This is a genomic window from Pedobacter sp. W3I1 (assembly GCF_030816015.1).
Classification (GTDB): Bacteria; Bacteroidota; Bacteroidia; order Sphingobacteriales; family Sphingobacteriaceae; genus Pedobacter.
In genome coordinates, this window is record NZ_JAUSXN010000001.1 from 2,323,514 (window position 1) to 2,340,130 (window position 16,617).

A 16,617-nucleotide genomic window follows, 5' to 3' on the forward strand; every position below is an offset into this window, starting at 1 on the left:
ACTTCAACGTAAGGACTTTTGATTATTTAGCGTAGAGATGGAATAGTTTTGCAACAACTTTCCATTCTCCTTTGATTTTGATCAATGAATGGTAATCGGTGAAATCTTCATCTGCTGCATCATGTTCCATTTCAATGCGAACAATTGCTGTGGTGGGTGTTTTATGTAAAACCGTCAGATTGGTTTTGATATTTGGTGCTGCGCCAAATTTCTCAACATATGTATAAAGATTATCAATACTGCCTTGCGATAGATCATCTCCTAAATGACCATACATGATCGCATCCTGATGAAATGTTTTCTTCAGTTCTTCTACATTTCCTGTTTTCAATCCATGGATATATCCTTCCATTGCTGCCAGGACATCTTCATAGTCTTGAACGGTGTTGATATTTTGATTTGCTGACATGACTTCTATTTTGTTACGTGATAAATTTTACTAATGATTTTCCAATCGCTACCGTCTTTTACCAATGTAAACATGTCGGCATATTTGTTATGTCCAAACTGAGATTCGATTCTCACTATTGCAGCATCTCCTTCTACATCCAAGGTAGTCAGTTTATAACCCGCTTCCATTGGCTCCGCTGCAGAAAACCCATCCAAGAGTACCTGGATCGGAACACTTTTCAATACTCCATTTTCTGACCATGACATTGTTGAAGTTGAGGCGAATGCTGGTTTCGCGATATTTCCGTCTCCTTTTCTTCCTGCTTCAACATATAAATCTATCGCTTTAAGGATTCCGTCCTTTTGTTCTTGATTGTTTTGCATAACTTCTTTTTTATTATTTTGATTATTACTATTTTGACATGAAATTAATAAGCTTCCAATTGTTAGGGCAGAGAATATCAGGACGGTTAATATTGGGGAAAACAGTTTTCTCGCTATTTTTCTGCTGCTTTTTTGTGATCCATCAATATTGAATCCTGCTAAGCCCTGCACAGGACTTTTGGGTTCATGATTGCTTTCCATAAAACGTTTTTTTTATCAGTGTTTTCTAGATGAGCATAACATCCTGTTAATTATTAGCAGAATTATTATCTCTTTTTTCTATTACAAAGATACATTGAACAATATGCGTGGATTTTTCTAATTAGCTCAAAGATTTTGACTAATTAGTCCTTTTTTAAGGCCTGGAAGTTGTAACCACGAAGTAGAAGTTACCGCTTTAAAAGAATTTTTTAACGAAAATTGAAAATAAGCTCTACGGTTAGAACCGGTAATTAAATGTTATGATTACTATTTGAGCTGATGTAAAGCTTCTTCAATCGGGGTATTGCCATCGTGCATCAAAATTACCTTACCGATGGTTGAATTATTTTCTAATATTGAAACAAGTGTATCTACCACATTAGCAATAGAATTAGCTCCTGGATGGGTAACATTGGTATCTATTTTTCCGGAACCTGCTTCCTCTTTGAGCGCTCCGGGTTGCAAAATAGTATAATCAAGCCGGGTTTGGGTTGTGAGGTAAAGATCAGCATAATGCTTGGCAATATTGTAATCTGTTAAGTTACTCAGGAAAGATTCATTCCAACGCTCCGGTTGTAGTGCGAAAACAGAACTCAGCATAATGTAACGTTTAACTCCTGCTTTTTCTGAGGCTTGAATCGATTTTATCGCTCCGTGCAGATCAATCTGTAAAAGGTCTTTTCCCCGTGATCCGGAAACAAAATAAACGGCATCAACACCATTCATGCTTTCTGCAATGGCATCAACATCGCTTAGCAAATTAAGATAGACTTGCTCGATATTATTTAGATTATTTTCTGGACTTGGATTTCTTGAGCCGGCTAAAACCTGATGTTGAGCAGCTAATTTGTTGACTAATAGAGATCCAACTCTACCATTTCCTCCAATGACTAATACTTTCATGAGTTTAAGTTTTAAATATCTATTAACGGGTGATACTTGGTGCCTGTCCGTGAAATTCTTTGTATATTCTTGAAAAGTGGGAGACATTTTCAAATCCTAATGAGTAACAGATATCTGAAACCGATAAGGCTGTCGTTTCCAGCATATCTTTTGCCTTTTCCAATCTCTTTTCCCTTATCCAGGTTGCAGGTGCAACATTGTATATATTTTGAAAGTCCCTCTTGAAACTTGAAAGACTTCTGCCGGAAAGATAGGCGAGCTCGGAAACAGAGACTGGTGAGGCATAATGCTGTTCCACCACGTTAGGTATATCAGTTCGTACGGGCTCGTGTAACTGGAGAATTTGTAAAAACATGTTTCGGTTACATTCTGCAACATCGTAAAGTAATTCCATAATCTTCAAACGAAGCTGTCCGGGATGAACCACAGAATGATCAAAAAAGTAAGGCTTCAAAGAGTGTGCAAATGCAACCAGACATTCGTTCATTGGGTATACACCTGTTTTTATCTCTCCTTCAGGTTTTGACACCTTAATGTCTGACGTTGACAGAAATGACTTTAGCAGATCATCTTTGATACTGAACATTAAACTGTCGTAGATATTATCATTTTCGGCATTTCCAAATTTATGATATTTAACAGCCGTTGCTTTTTTAAGCAAAATCATATCATTTTTAACAAGGGTATATTCTTGTTTCCCATAATTGAGCACAACCGATCCTTCCAGCACAATAAGGAGCAAATGCTGTTCGAGGTACATTGTTCCTTTAACTTCTGTACTGTGTATGCACTGCTCTATTACTGAGCAACCATCCAGCTTCAGGGAATTTTGAGGAGCGTCGCCACCGATCAAAGAAGTTGGGACTTTAATCATTTTTTTCATTTGCCTGTTTTTTGATACGATATGACATTAAACAATTGACCGTATTTGATTATTTGCTATTCCATGATAGTAATTGATTAATTACACGACCAGGATTCTCGTATTTGATAATATGCCTTCAATATCTGGAATTAGAAAAAAGACAATATAATCAAACTTTGAATTTAAGGAATGTATTACCACACAAATGTATGGTTCTTTTATAAGTGCTTTTATTCTTTTTGGATCAAATATTTTTGCTAAATAGCCCAATCTGCATTTTCTATGGACATAATAATGCTGTAGTACGCATCACCACCTGCTCATAAAGAAAGGATAAACAGTTAGGAACCTTGTTCCGGTTTTTGTTCCGGCATAACCTGATAATTCATTCCGGCAGAAAATTACAAAAGGAACTAACTGGCTTGCGTAGGGAACGCAATAGCCCCGACAGGTTAACCTGATATATTCTGAAACTAAATTCATGGACTGTTTGCCTGATCAACATTATCGGGTCCGGCGGGAATTGAGTAGTTTCCTATAGAATGGATAGAGCTGCTGGGCAAGGATTAGGTGATCTTCCACGCTGGGATGGCCACCGCAACCGTGCGGTTCCATCTCTTGAAAGAAAAACGTACTTACTTCATCTTCTGCTGGATACATAGAATCGATACGCTTTTTTATGCGCAAAAGGGATTCTTCAAGCAGTTTCCTCTGTGCTCCTTTTACCATTGGACTGCTTAAAAGGGCAATTTTCGTCAAGGGATACCTGGATTTGATGAATTTTATAAAATCTACGTATCTGGTTACGAAGGTATCTGCATCAAATGGCTTTCTAGGTGTCTTTCCATCTCCAGTGCTGAGGTCATTGGTTCCTAAAGCAATACTGACAATTTTTGGTGCATATTTTTTAAAATCCCATTTAAGGTCCGTGTCTTTTTTAAAATCAATATTTTCATAAACTTCGGGCATTGATGGCCCCTCCCTGTTCCAGGTTCTGTATATACCTATTCCACTAACACTGCTCATGATATAGTTCACCGCTAATCTTCTGGAAACCCGTGGGCCATAAGCCATATAGGCATTGTGCTGATCATGATATTCTCCGGTTCCGCAGGGATACTCGGATGGGTCCGAAGCCGCACCACAGGTAATGCTGTTCCCTATAAACTCGATGAGAGGGGCCTTGCGGGCACTTATTGCCGAAATCTTTTCTGCAATAATTTTATCAATAATGATTGGGCCGGTATGCGCTTCAGTGGCTTTATATATCCAGACCGTATGTTGCCCTATTCCATCCGTTTTGATCACGATCGGAGCTTTTGAATTTCCGTTTATACGGATGCGTTTTTGATATTTCCCATCTATTTCGTACTGAATGTAGTTATGTTCCCATTCATCTTTTAAAGATGCATATATAGTACAGCTTTCGCCTCTGAACTTATAGCCGAAATGTACAGCAGAACTGATTAATTCCAGCTTATTGCTGCCGTTAATGAGTGATCTCCCTAATGGTTTAAGCTGAGCTGCCAAAAGAGTATCAATATTGGCGTGGACCTTTTTGCCCAGAAATATGGATACAGTTAAGATGATGAGCATTTTAAGTTTCATACGGTTTATAGTTTCTGCAATTATATATAAAAGCGAAAGCCATACTTGCATTTCGATAAAAAACTATCACCAAATGGAGAAAAAGTATGAGTAATAAAGCTTAAAAAGAGATTGTTACTAGTCAATCGCGCTTTATCTTTATTTAGTTAAAAACCAAATTTATTTAAGCGCTCAAAAGGCGGTGCCAATAGTTTTATGAGAAAAATTATACTTTATTAAGCACATCAATATTTTTATTGGTCTTTTCTCGAAGACTGATGGAAACACTATGCCTCCCGCCATTATTTAGCTGGAATGTTTAATGGACGGGTTTCGATTACCGGGGCGAATCTACACCTTTTGGATGGCCATCTGTACTTTCTAACATTTTTATTCTTGATAAGTCTATCATAAAGCCTGGGAAAAATACGATTGCCATACTTGCAACGCAACTATTAAAAGTGAATAGTTGGGATGTTATCAATTCAGATCCAGGTGCGTTTCAGGTATTTAAGCCTGCCTCTGTCTGGAAGAGGAGGTTATTCAATGGCTTTGCCCAAGTGATTGTTAGAAAACAGGTGGAAAAGGTGTTGTCTCAATAGATGCTAATTCTCAGGGATTAAAGTCTGCCAATTTCAAAATAACATTGAATTAACAGCTGATACTTTCCAGATTAAATATTAAATATAATGGTCAAAATGCGCATTCATTAACACCATCTTGATATTGAGGGGGCTGATTTTATCGAAATTAGGGTGATTTTTCTAAAAATATTGGTAAAAAAGTACAACATTAAGTATGATACATATTGAGATAAATATATTGATAATGATTGCTTTAATTAAATTTTATCTATTTAAGAGTTCTTTTAAGATTATCTTAAGTTAAAATAATATTATAAACATACTTGGCAATGATGTTAACTTTGAGTTAGTAAACAAATAACTAAATATAAACATTATGACTAAAATGTTACGAGCAGCTATGCTGTTTGTCGTATTTCTGGCATCGCTATTTCCAGCGCTCGCCCAAAATGCTGCAAATAGGCAAATTTCGGGAACTGTTTCAGATGAAAAAGGTATTACCTTGCCAGGCGCAGGTGTATCGATAAAAAACGCTCAAACTGCTGTTTCCACAAATTCTGACGGTAAATATGTAATTACCGTTCCTTCAGGTTCAGCAACCACACTGGTTTTTTCTTTCATTGGCCTTGCTAAACAAGAAATTACAGTAGGCGATAAAAGCGTGATAAACGTTGTTTTAAAGCCTGCATTTACTGATTTATCTGATGTAGTTGTAATTGGATATGGTACACAGAAAAGGGGTGATGTAAATGGCGCAATTTCTTCTGTTAAAGCGGCAGACATTGCAAACATACCACAGGTAAGTATCGATCAAATGCTTCAGGGCAAGGCCTCAGGACTTACTATTACACAAAACTCTGGTGCTCCCGGAAGTTCTACCTCTGTGCGTGTACGCGGGATAACCTCTTTGAGCTTATCCAATGAGCCTTTATATGTGGTTGATGGTGTTCCAATATCTGGCGACGCAACCAATCAATCCACCAGTGGACGAACAGTGGGTTTATCGCCTAACAATGGCGAATCTGCTGTGAGTCCACTTTCTTCTATTAATCCTAGCGATATCGAATCTATCGACGTTTTAAAAGACGCCTCTGCTGCTGCTATTTATGGCAGCCGGGCATCCAATGGTGTAATCATTATTACCACCAAACGTGGGAAAAATGGATCGGCAAGAGTTACATACGATGGATATGGCGCAATTTCACAACAAGGAAAATTTCTTGATGTTATGAATCTTCAGCAATATGCGGTATTACAGAATGCATTAGCGGATGTTGTTGGCGTCCAAAGAAGACCAGAATTTGCAGATCCTGCTTTACTGGGTAAGGGAACCGATTGGCAGGATGAAATTTTCAGAAATGCAGTAATGCAAAATCATCAATTGGGAATATCTGGCGGTAAAGATGGTTTGGATTATTATATCTCAGGAGGCTATCTAAAACAGGATGGTACAATTTTGGGAAGTAATTATAAAAGATATACTTTTCGCTCAAACATCAATAGCCAGGTTAAGCCGTGGTTAAAAGTTGGAATGTCCTTATCTGGAAGCCGCTCAAACGAAAATCAAGGTTTATCAAATAATTCAGGCGTTGTTTACAATGCTTTGTTAAGTGCGCCAGATCAGGCCGTAAGAAACTCTGATGGCTCTTTTGCAGGGCCTATTCCAAATTCAAACCAACAAGGCGGACAGATTAATCCTGTTGCTCAATCACTGGATATTACCAATGTTTTAAATAGGAGTAATCTTAATGGAGCGCTTTATGGCGATATTAAATTTACCAATGATTTAACGTTGAGATCTGAAGTAAATGGTGATTTTAATTATTCTGCCGCAAGGGTATTCACACCAACCTACCAATATGGTATATATGGAAATGCAACTGCCAGATTACAGGAATACAATTCGAATACCACTTATTGGGGATGGAAAGAGTATTTAACTTATGCACATACTTTCAATAAGAAACATAATTTAACAGCTTTGTTAGGTTACGAGGTTAACCAATCTACTTGGGGTGGAACTGATGCCTCCATTCAGAAGTTTTTAAGTAATGATTTGCAAACGCTAGGTTTAGGTGATCTTAAGACTGCAATTATTGGAGAATATAAAGATAGCCAGGCACTAGAATCTTTTTTTGCGAGGGGTATTTATACTTATAACAATAAATACAGCATCACATCGACCATACGTTCAGATAAATCTTCAAAATTTGCTGAAGGTAAGCAAGTAGGATATTTTCCATCATTTGCCGTTTCATGGCGCTTGTCTGATGAGTCTTTTATGGCGGGAATAAAGGATTTCGCAGACAATATTAAATTAAGATTTGGTTATGGTTCTTTGGGAAATCAAAACCTTAAAAACTATCCTTATGGCTCAGCTTTAAATCCTGTAGTTACAGGTTTGGGTACTGGCTTTGCAATAGATAAAGTTCCAAATCGAAATGTAACATGGGAAAGTGCCGTACAAACAAATGCGGGAGTAGATTTTAGCTTATTTAAAGGTAGAATTGATGCCTCTTTCGATTATTTTAATAAAACCTCTAAACACTTCTTATTTCAGAAACCACTACCAGCATATCTTGTTGGGCAAACGGCGGCTTATTCTGATGCAGGTGTAATCAGTCCACCTTTCATTAATGGAGGTAACGTAAGTAATAAAGGTTTTGATTTTACTTTGAATACTAAAAACTTAACAGGAAACTTTAAATGGAATACAACTGTAGTGTTTTCGAAGTATAATAATAAAGTAATATCGCTAGCAGACGGCATTCCATTTATAGATGGCAAGATTAACGTAAGTTTTCTTCAGATGACGGTTACCAGAACTAAGGTAGGTGGATCAATTGGTGAATTTTATGGCTATAAAGTAAAAGATATTTTCCGCACCGATGCACAGTTAAGGGCTGCTCCAGTTCAGTTTGACCGACCCTTAACAAATAATAGTGCAGGCACTTGGTTGGGAGATATTCAGTTCGAAGATTTGAACGGTGATGGTAAGATTGATGAATCCGATCAAACCTCTTTAGGTAATCCAAATCCAAAATTCACTTACGGTATCACGAACAATTTCTCTTATAAATCTTTTGATCTTTCGATCTTTTTAAATGGCTCTTACGGAGCGAAAATTTTAAATGCCTTAAATTATCAATTGGCCGGGTTATCTGGTCAGTATCAAAACCAGTTGGCCACATCAATCGATTTTTGGAGCCCAACCAATACAGGTTCTAATATTCCGGCACCTCGGGGTGGAGACAATCCAAACTTAAAAAACTCAGATCGTTTTATAGAGTCGGGTTCTTTTCTACGTGTTCAAAATGTAAACTTGGCTTACAACCTGCCCTCAGAGTTTATTCGTAAAGCAAAGCTGAACAGATTAAAAGTATTCGCAAGCGTACAGAATCTATATGTATTTACAAAATATAAGGGGTTAGATCCAGAGGTTGGTAACCAGAATTACAATGTGTTTCTAACCAATGTAGATAGTGGCAGATACCCTATCCCACGCACATTTACTTTTGGAATTAATGCAGAATTTTAATTATAAGAAAGAAATATGAAAACATATATAAAATATTCACTTGCAATTGCTGTTCTCCTTATGAGCACGGTAACCAGTTGTAAAAAAGAATTTTTCGATCGTCCGCCGCAAAGCGCCATCACATTGGATAATTTTTATAAAACAGCAGACCAGGTAAAATCAAGCACCAACATTCTTTATAGCGCAGCCTGGTTTGGTTGGGTAACTAAAGGGGGATGGGCCATCACTGAAATGGCCGGTGGAAACGGTCGTTCGTACTCATCCGATGTATCTAATTTTGGAAATTTTTCTGTAACCGATGGGAATACAGAACTTGCAAATGCTTACAATTCGTTATGGATTGTGGTTGCACAATCTAATGCAATCATCAATAATTTGCCTGAAAAAGTGCCTGCATCGGTAGACAGAAAGGTAGTTAACCAAGCGTTAGGAGAAGCTCGTTTATTTAGAGCTTTGGCTTATTTTCATTTGGTTAGGTTATTTGGAAATGTACCAATCATTGAAAATACATTAGATTATGTAGAAAACTTTCAGGTTAATACCAATCCCGTAACTGATGTTTATAAATTTATTCTAAACGATCTTAAGTTTGCTGAAAGCAACCTTATTCCACAAATCAGAAGTGGCAATTCTATTGCGCAAGGCCGTGTTTCTAGCGGATCTGCCTCGGCACTTCTTGCTAAAGTTTATCTGTACATGCAAGATTATACCAACGCACGCCTTGAGGCAGAAAAGGTAATCAATAGCGGAGAATTTAAGCTTTATGGTATTGATGTTCCGGGGAAAGAATTTAAAGACCTATTCTTAACAGCAAATAACAACAACGAAGAATCAGTAATCGCACTTCAATGGGCAGGCGCTGGAGGTTATGGTAAAGGAAATCCTTTGCAAGCTTCTTGGGCGGCCAATCCCACAATTACAGGTACGGGTGATGGTTACGGCGTTTTAGGGGTTACTTTTGATGCGTTATATAGTTTTCAGCAAGATGATAAGCGCTTTAAGCCAACTATAATGGTTACCGGATCTTTTTATCCTGAAATTAATCAGGCAACTGGAGGTTACACACAAGCTGCCAATCAGGGACAAGGTACAAGTGCATTTGTTAAAAAATACGTGGTAGGTACACCTGCAGATAACGGTGGTGTAGGTTCAGCACAATCTTCTAATAACAACACATATATGATGCGCTATGCTGAAGTTTACCTGATTCTGGCCGAAGCCATAATGGGAACTTCAAAAAATAGCACAGATCCTCAGGCGTTAGCAGCAATTAACAAAATAAGAAACCGTGCAGGTCTTGGTAATTTAACACAGATTAGACGTGGCTATTTTACGGCCAACAACACGCCTGGTAAGCCTGGCAATGCACCAGCGCAATATTATCGTGATGATATTTTAGAGGAACGCAGACGCGAATTTATGTTCGAATTTGATTACTGGTTTGATCTGGCCCGTTTAGATGGGTATAACGTTTCCAACCATCCAAACGCGATTACAATTATCAATCAACAGGATCGCGGAGCTGGAGATAACAGCGTACCTTCCAATAGCTATGGAAATGGATATTATTCAATGACGAATAGTAAATTCCTATTTCCTTATCCAGCAACCGAGGTTGCATCAAACCCTAAATTAATACAGCCACCAGTACCTTATGTTTTTAAATAAAATGAACATGAAAAAGATAAATAATCAAACAAGATTCACTACGCTCATATTATTTGTGGCAATAGTGGTAGGTTTTGCTTCATGTAAGAAAACCGACGAGGGTGCTGGCGGTGCACCAAAAATTACAAGAGTAAGGTTAATCAGCAAAACCGATACCCTTAAAAATGTAGTGCACAGAATTAATTTGGATTCTAACTTGGTTTATAACGAAACAAGGCAGGTTAAATTTGATTCAACGGTTGTTGCCGGAAGATTGAATAATCAGTATGCTATAGTTGGAGAAAACCTGATGACAACACTTTCAGTTTCATTTAACGGATTGCAGGTTAATTATAATCCTGCATTGTTAACCGATAACAGCATTATCATTTTTATACCTGCTGAAACGCCTTATGGGCCAAGTCAAAGTAATAAATTAATTGTAACTACCAAATTTGGTACTGCAAGTTTCGATTTCCCTATTCTGCAACCTCCGCCAACAATCACATCTTTTAGTCCGGTTGCTGCAGGCGCAGGAGAAATTGTAACGATAGTTGGAACAATATTCGAAGGGGTTACGAAGGTTACTTTTGATTCTATCCCAGCACAGATTGTTGGAACGCCAACCAAAACTCAGATTCAGGTTAAAGTACCTGCAGGTGTTGTTCAGTCGCGTATTTTGGTAACTACGCCTGGTGGTACCACCCGTTCTGCTGGTTCATTCGGATTCAAAGCTTTGCTTTATGATGATTTATTCGCAACAGGATGGGGTTCTTATTTGGGATACAATAGTACGATAAACTTGGCGAGCACCGCCCGTGTTAAACGCGGTACATATGCCATAGCCACAACTTATACCGATGCCTACGGTGCATTACAGATTGGCTACAACGGATCAACGATTGATGTTACAAAATCAGGGTTGACCGCCATAAAGTTTTCTGTATATGGTGGAACAGGAATAGTTGCTGGAAGCAGGGTTCAGTTGGTTATCAATGGAAATTATGGCAAGGCTGTTGCCATAACACTCGTTCCTGGTGTATACACAGATTATACCATTCAATTAAAAGATGTAGGTAATCCATCAGTCGTTACCGAATTTGTATTGCAAAGTTTAGGCAACGCAGTACCAAGTACAATTTATGTCGATGATATAGGATTTATTTAGTGCATAACAAAGTTACTGCCCTGATCTATCTTAGGTCAGGGCTTTTTAGTAAAAAAAATGATCAAGAAAATATCCTTACTGGTTGCATTTGCATTTATTATAGGTGTGGCAAGCGCACAGCCGTCTTTCGTTAAGCAAAAAGGTCACCAATTCCTGATTAACGGAAAACCTTACTATTACATTGGGGTCAATTATTGGTACGGTGGATTATTGGCTTTGCAAAAAGATCCTGCAAAAGGTAAACAAAGACTAATTAAAGAGCTCGATTTTTTGAAATCAAAAGGCGTAAATAATCTTCGTGTTTTGGTCGGCTCTGAAGGTGAAGGGAAAATTAATGGAGTAGATCGGGTTAAGCCTGCCTTACAAACTCAGCATAACGTTTACCATGCAGAAATTTTAAAAGGACTGGATTTGTTATTAATGGAAATGGCAAAGCGAAAGATGTATGCCATTTTGTACCTGAGCAACAATTGGGAATGGAGTGGTGGCTTTATGCAGTATTTAAACTGGAACGGCCAAATTGATAATGACACATTAAAACGAAAATTAACCTGGGATGAACAGCGTGATTACACCAGTAAGTTTTACTCATGTGATGGCTGTAAAATCGATTATCAAAAACAGGTGAAATTTATACTTCAACATAAAAACGCTTACACTGGTAAAAAGTACATTAATGAACCCGCTATTATGGCTTGGGAACTGGCCAATGAGCCAAGACCAATGAGGCCAGAAGCCATTGAAGCTTATAAAAACTGGATTGCAAATACGGCGACCTATATTAAATCTATTGATAAAAATCATTTGATTACAATTGGTGCCGAAGGTTTTATGGGCACGGAAGAAAACTGGGATTTATTTAAAGAAATCCATGGCAATAAAAGCATTGATTATTTAACCATCCACATTTGGCCAAAAAACTGGGGCTGGTTTAAAGATGCTCCAACAACGGAGAATTTGCCTACAGTTATAGAAAAAACTTCAGCATATATAAAGCAACACGAAAGTATTGCCCAACAACTAAACAAACCTTTGGTAATTGAAGAATTTGGGTTGCCGAGGGATGGTCATGCTTTTGACCCTTCGAGTACAACAAAACTGCGTGATGAATATTTTGGAAATATTTTCTCGATGTGGGCCAATAGTCAGAAGAAAAATGGCGCAATTGCTGGCTGTAATTTTTGGTCGTTCGGTGGTACATCCAGACCAATTAACGGACAGTTGTTTTGGAAAGATGGCGATGATTTTTCAGGAGATCCGCCACAGGAAGAACAGGGTTTAAATTCTGTTTTTGATTCAGATCAATCGACCTGGAAAATTATCCAGACCTATTTAAAAAAGTAACGATCTCCTTTTGAACATTGCCAACATTCAGTTTATAAAGTTAAAATGAAAAAATATTTTTTAATAATCGCAGTTGTCGCTTCAGCAATAACTTTAAGGGCACAAAAGATAGATTTAAACCAAAAGAAGGTTGATGCTATTTTAGCGAAAATGACATTGGAGGAAAAAGTTGGGCAAATGACCCAGATTACCCTAGGTGTGGTGGGTACGCAAATAGATGGGGAAATTAATCCAGATGCATTAAAAAATGCAATAATCAAACATAAGGTTGGTTCAATTTTAAATGTTACTAACCACGCTCTAACGGTAGATCAGTGGCATAATTTGCTTACTAAAATCGCTGATGAAGCCAAAAATACCAGATTAAAAATTCCAATTTTATATGGCTTAGATGGAATTCATGGTCAGACTTATACTTTGGAATCAACGCTTTTTCCGCAAAATATTGGAATGGCTGCAACAAGAAATTTGGACCTGGCCAAAGCGGTAACCAAAGTAGCTGCTAAAGAATTAAGAGCAAGCGGAGTGAGGTGGAATTTTGCAACTGTTTTAGATTGCGGTAGACAGCCTTTATGGTCACGTTTCCCGGAAACTTATGGAGAAGATGTTTTCATTGGCAAAACAATGGGCGCTTCTGTAATTAAGGCTTACGAAGAGGATGGATTAAACAAAACAACAGCCGTTGCAAGTTGTATGAAACACTTTTTAGGTTATTCAGCTTCGAGAAATGGCAAGGACAGAACACCAATCTATCTGCCGGAAATAGAAATGAGAGAGTATTATCTGCCTCAGTTTAGGGAGGCAGTAAAAGCTGGTGCATCATCGGTAATGATCAATTCTAGTATAATAAATGGAATGCCGGTTCATGCAAGTAAGTATTTATTAACAGATATTTTGCGTAAAGAATTGGGTTTCAATGGCGTTGCTGTAAGCGATTGGGAAGATATTAAACGTGTTTATGCCTGGCATCATGTGGCAAGTACACCAAGAGAGGCCGTTGCTATGTGCGTAAATGCTGGCGTAGATATGAGCATGGTACCAGGTGATTTTACTTTTTATGATCTGTTGATTGAAGCGGTTCAGAGAAAAGAAGTTTCAATGGCCCGTATTGATGACGCTGTTAAAAGGATTTTAATGCTCAAAATGAAGTTGGGCTTATTTGATAATCCTTATCCGGAAGAAAATGCAAAAGCGAATTTTGGCAAAGCTGAATATCAAACACTTGCTTTGGATGCTGCGCATGAAGCAATGACTTTATTGAAAAATCAAGATAATGTTTTGCCTTTATCTAAGAGCAAAAAATATTTGGTTGTTGGTCCTGGCGCACAAAGTATTAGTGCCTTAAATGGTTGTTGGAGTTACACATGGCAAGGGAAAGAAGAGCAATGGTATCCAAAAGATAGTAAAACCATTTTGCAAACCATAAAAGAAAAAGTTGGCGAAAAAAATGTTTTAACCACCACAGCTAAAGGTTTTGAAAGTCCCGAAAATTTTGATGTTGATGCGCTTACCAAATCTGCCAGGAATGCCGATGTTATAATTTTATGTCTTGGCGAAAATGCGTATGCAGAAAGCCCTGGGAATATTGCAGACTTAGCCTTGGATGAAAATCAGCAGGTTTTAGCAAAAGCCGCAATTGCAACCGGAAAACCAATAATTCTGGTTTTAACGGAAGGTAGACCAAGATTTATCACCAATATTGAGCCTAAAATTAATGGAATTTTAATGGCTTATTGGAGCGGTAAAAAAACTGCAGAAGCAATTGCTGATGTGCTTTTTGGCGATTATAACCCAAATGGTAAACTTCCATTTAGCTACCCAAGAAGTAGCGGGGAAATAGTTTTGTATGATAGAAAACCTGCAGAAGACATTAGAGAAGTTTTTAATGATGATGTACACACTGGCTACAATCCATTATTTGCATTTGGTACTGGTTTAAGTTATACCACTTTTACCTACAGCAATTTAAAATTGAGCACCAAAAACCTGACCGGTGATAACAATTTACAGGTATCTGTTGTGGTAAGCAATACGGGTAAAATAGATGGAAAGCAGACTGTAGAATTATATTCAAGAGATATGTATGCTAGCATCAGCCCTGATATGAAAAGATTAAGAGCTTTTCAAAAAATCGATCTGAAAGCTGGAGAAAGTAAAACGGTAAGCTTTACATTAAATAAAAACGACCTGGCGTTTGTAAATACATCGTTAAAAACAGTAACCGAAGCCGGAGCTTTTAAAGTAATGATAGGCGATTTAAGTGATGAATTTCAATATAAATAGCAATGAAAAAATATATCTATTCTTCGTTGATAATTTTGCTTTTTAGCATCGGTCAAGCATCTGCACAAAAGAATTTAATTAGCAATGGTGGCTTTGAAGATGGTTTAAATAGCTGGGGCGCTGGAAATGCCAAGGTTAGTACGGTAATCCGGAAATCTGGTGAAGCCAGTTTGGCATTGGTTTCTTATGTAAAAGGAAAATGGGAGGGAATTGATCAAAAGGTTAAACTTCCAAAAAAATCAAAAGCCATTGTAGTTTCTGGCTTTTATAAAATGGATGAGGTAGAACAGGGTGCAAATGCCTGGAATACAGCTGTAATAGTTTTAGAATTTACTGATGGAGATAAGAAGTTAGGTGAAGGAATTCCATTAGTCGAAAAATTAGGAACGGAAGATTGGTCTGCTTTTAAGAAAAGCTTAAGAGTGCCTGATGGAGCAACAGGTTTTAGAATTATGATTGCACTAAGCGAGGCTTCGGGAACTTTTTTTGTTGATGATTTAAATGCAAAGGTAATTTCAATTGAAGATTTTGAAAAAGAAACCGCGGTTTTAAAAACCAATTAACGATGGACTTTAAAAAAATCTTCTTCGGGATTACAATATGTTCTATTGCATTCTTTTCTTGCAAGAAAAGCACAGAGATTATTGAGCCCATAGCTCCGCCTGTAACGCCGGTTGTAATGATGGCTTTGTGCTTTTCGCCGATAAAATGCCCTCAATGTATCAAATTAAATAGTTATTTATGAAAAGAGTTATTTTGTTGCTCCTGTGCTCCTGTTTTTGTAGACTCGGCTTCGCCCAAAATATCAATTGGGTTAATCGCAACGGTGCGTTAAAAGTTGTTGGAGGAAAGATTTTAAACAGTAACAATGTCGAGCCTCAGCTCCGTGGTCTAAGTCTGTCATGGAGCGTCTGGGGAGGAAGAAAATACTACAATGCAGATGTCGTGAACTGGCTTCAGTCTGATTTTAATATCAGCCTGTTGCGTGCTTCCATGGCGGTTCAGCCAGATAGTGGTTATTTGCAAAACCCGGTTGAGCAAGAAAAACTGATTACCAAAACCATTGATGCTGCGGTTAAAAAAGGTTTGTATGTGCTAATCGATTGGCATGATCACCATGCGAATGAGCATCTGGAGCAGTCAAAAATGTTCTTCGCCAAAATGGCCAAAAAATATGTGGGTAAACCGAATATTATTTATGAAATATTTAATGAACCCGAAAAAATAGAATGGCAAACGGTTAAGGATTATGCTGTAGAAGTGATTAAGGAAATTAGGAAGTATGATCCTGAAAATATAATTATCGTAGGAAGTTCGCACTGGGATCAGGATATTGATATAGTTGCAAAAGATCCAATTAAGGGTTTTCGCAACATTGCATACTCTTTTCATTTTTACGCCTCAGACCCATTTCATCAGGACCTTTTAATGAAACGGGCCGATGAGGCAATTTCTGCTGGTCTGCCCATTTTTGTAACCGAATGGGGTGTTGGTGAAGCTAGCGGCGATGGAAAATTTGATGTTGAAAAAACGGAGAAGTGGTTTGCTTGGATGGAAAAAAACAAACTGAGCTGGGCAAACTGGAACATTACCGATAAAAAGGAGACCACGGCAATATTAGCGCCTGGAGCATCTCCAACAGGAAAATGGAAACTCAACATGCTTACACCTGCAGGTGTCTACATTAGAACTCAACTTAAAAAATTTAATAAATAATCACTCA

The 16,617-nt window shown here is 37.8% G+C and carries 12 protein-coding genes; 7 read left to right on the forward strand and 5 right to left on the reverse strand.

Going from position 1 to position 16,617, the window contains the following annotated elements; all coding sequences use genetic code 11:
- Positions 1-22 precede the first annotated feature (22 nt).
- From QF042_RS09755 to QF042_RS09775, 5 genes are all read right to left on the reverse strand, one after another.
- A complete protein-coding gene (locus QF042_RS09755) occupies positions 23-409 on the reverse strand; it encodes a nuclear transport factor 2 family protein (protein WP_307527735.1) in 387 nt (128 codons plus the stop codon).
- A 5-nt stretch (positions 410-414) separates the two neighbouring features.
- A complete protein-coding gene (locus QF042_RS09760) occupies positions 415-975 on the reverse strand; it encodes a nuclear transport factor 2 family protein (RefSeq protein ID WP_307527738.1) in 561 nt (186 codons plus the stop codon).
- A 267-nt stretch (positions 976-1,242) separates the two neighbouring features.
- Positions 1,243-1,878: an SDR family oxidoreductase gene (locus QF042_RS09765; RefSeq protein ID WP_307527740.1), complete on the reverse strand. Its 636-nt coding sequence runs from the start codon at positions 1,876-1,878 to the stop codon at positions 1,243-1,245.
- A 22-nt stretch (positions 1,879-1,900) separates the two neighbouring features.
- On the reverse strand, positions 1,901-2,761 hold the full coding sequence (locus tag QF042_RS09770; protein WP_307527742.1) for an AraC family transcriptional regulator: 861 nt from the start codon (positions 2,759-2,761) through the stop codon (positions 1,901-1,903).
- A 486-nt stretch (positions 2,762-3,247) separates the two neighbouring features.
- Positions 3,248-4,351 (reverse strand): SGNH/GDSL hydrolase family protein, encoded by a 1,104-nt coding sequence (locus tag QF042_RS09775; protein ID WP_307527744.1) that lies wholly within the window; start codon positions 4,349-4,351, stop codon positions 3,248-3,250.
- Between the two features lie 939 nt (positions 4,352-5,290).
- On the opposite strand from QF042_RS09775, the gene QF042_RS09780 reads away from it, so the two are divergent.
- The 7 genes from QF042_RS09780 to QF042_RS09810 all read left to right on the forward strand — a co-directional run bounded on the left by QF042_RS09780 (position 5,291) and on the right by QF042_RS09810 (position 16,610).
- A complete protein-coding gene (locus QF042_RS09780) occupies positions 5,291-8,452 on the forward strand; it encodes a TonB-dependent receptor (protein WP_307527746.1) in 3,162 nt (1,053 codons plus the stop codon).
- 15 nt (positions 8,453-8,467) lie between these two features.
- On the forward strand, positions 8,468-10,120 hold the full coding sequence (locus QF042_RS09785) for a RagB/SusD family nutrient uptake outer membrane protein (RefSeq protein ID WP_307527748.1): 1,653 nt from the start codon (positions 8,468-8,470) through the stop codon (positions 10,118-10,120).
- A gap of 7 nt (positions 10,121-10,127) precedes the next feature.
- Positions 10,128-11,267 (forward strand): IPT/TIG domain-containing protein, encoded by a 1,140-nt coding sequence (locus QF042_RS09790; RefSeq protein ID WP_307527750.1) that lies wholly within the window; start codon positions 10,128-10,130, stop codon positions 11,265-11,267.
- 57 nt (positions 11,268-11,324) lie between these two features.
- A complete protein-coding gene (locus QF042_RS09795; protein ID WP_307527752.1) occupies positions 11,325-12,611 on the forward strand; it encodes a glycoside hydrolase family 2 TIM barrel-domain containing protein in 1,287 nt (428 codons plus the stop codon).
- 45 nt (positions 12,612-12,656) lie between these two features.
- Entirely contained in the window at positions 12,657-14,894 is a 2,238-nt protein-coding gene (locus QF042_RS09800) for a glycoside hydrolase family 3 N-terminal domain-containing protein (protein WP_307527754.1), read from the forward strand.
- A gap of 2 nt (positions 14,895-14,896) precedes the next feature.
- Positions 14,897-15,457, forward strand: coding sequence for a carbohydrate binding domain-containing protein (locus tag QF042_RS09805; RefSeq protein ID WP_307527756.1), 561 nt, complete (start codon positions 14,897-14,899; stop codon positions 15,455-15,457).
- Between the two features lie 178 nt (positions 15,458-15,635).
- On the forward strand, positions 15,636-16,610 hold the full coding sequence (locus QF042_RS09810) for a glycoside hydrolase family 5 protein (RefSeq protein WP_307527758.1): 975 nt from the start codon (positions 15,636-15,638) through the stop codon (positions 16,608-16,610).
- Positions 16,611-16,617: the final 7 nt, after the last annotated feature.

What these genes read in the sequence shown, in the direction of transcription:
- QF042_RS09755 (WP_307527735.1), bottom strand. Translation starts at nt 409, where the DNA reads ATGTCAGCAAATCAAAATATCAACACCGTTCAAGACTATGAAGATGTC.
- QF042_RS09760 (WP_307527738.1), bottom strand. Translation starts at nt 975, where the DNA reads ATGGAAAGCAATCATGAACCCAAAAGTCCTGTGCAGGGCTTAGCAGGA.
- QF042_RS09765 (WP_307527740.1), bottom strand. Translation starts at nt 1,878, where the DNA reads ATGAAAGTATTAGTCATTGGAGGAAATGGTAGAGTTGGATCTCTATTA.
- QF042_RS09770 (WP_307527742.1), bottom strand. Translation starts at nt 2,761, where the DNA reads ATGAAAAAAATGATTAAAGTCCCAACTTCTTTGATCGGTGGCGACGCT.
- QF042_RS09775 (WP_307527744.1), bottom strand. Translation starts at nt 4,351, where the DNA reads ATGAAACTTAAAATGCTCATCATCTTAACTGTATCCATATTTCTGGGC.
- QF042_RS09780 (WP_307527746.1), top strand. Translation starts at nt 5,291, where the DNA reads ATGACTAAAATGTTACGAGCAGCTATGCTGTTTGTCGTATTTCTGGCA.
- QF042_RS09785 (WP_307527748.1), top strand. Translation starts at nt 8,468, where the DNA reads ATGAAAACATATATAAAATATTCACTTGCAATTGCTGTTCTCCTTATG.
- QF042_RS09790 (WP_307527750.1), top strand. Translation starts at nt 10,128, where the DNA reads ATGAAAAAGATAAATAATCAAACAAGATTCACTACGCTCATATTATTT.
- QF042_RS09795 (WP_307527752.1), top strand. Translation starts at nt 11,325, where the DNA reads ATGATCAAGAAAATATCCTTACTGGTTGCATTTGCATTTATTATAGGT.
- QF042_RS09800 (WP_307527754.1), top strand. Translation starts at nt 12,657, where the DNA reads ATGAAAAAATATTTTTTAATAATCGCAGTTGTCGCTTCAGCAATAACT.
- QF042_RS09805 (WP_307527756.1), top strand. Translation starts at nt 14,897, where the DNA reads ATGAAAAAATATATCTATTCTTCGTTGATAATTTTGCTTTTTAGCATC.
- QF042_RS09810 (WP_307527758.1), top strand. Translation starts at nt 15,636, where the DNA reads ATGAAAAGAGTTATTTTGTTGCTCCTGTGCTCCTGTTTTTGTAGACTC.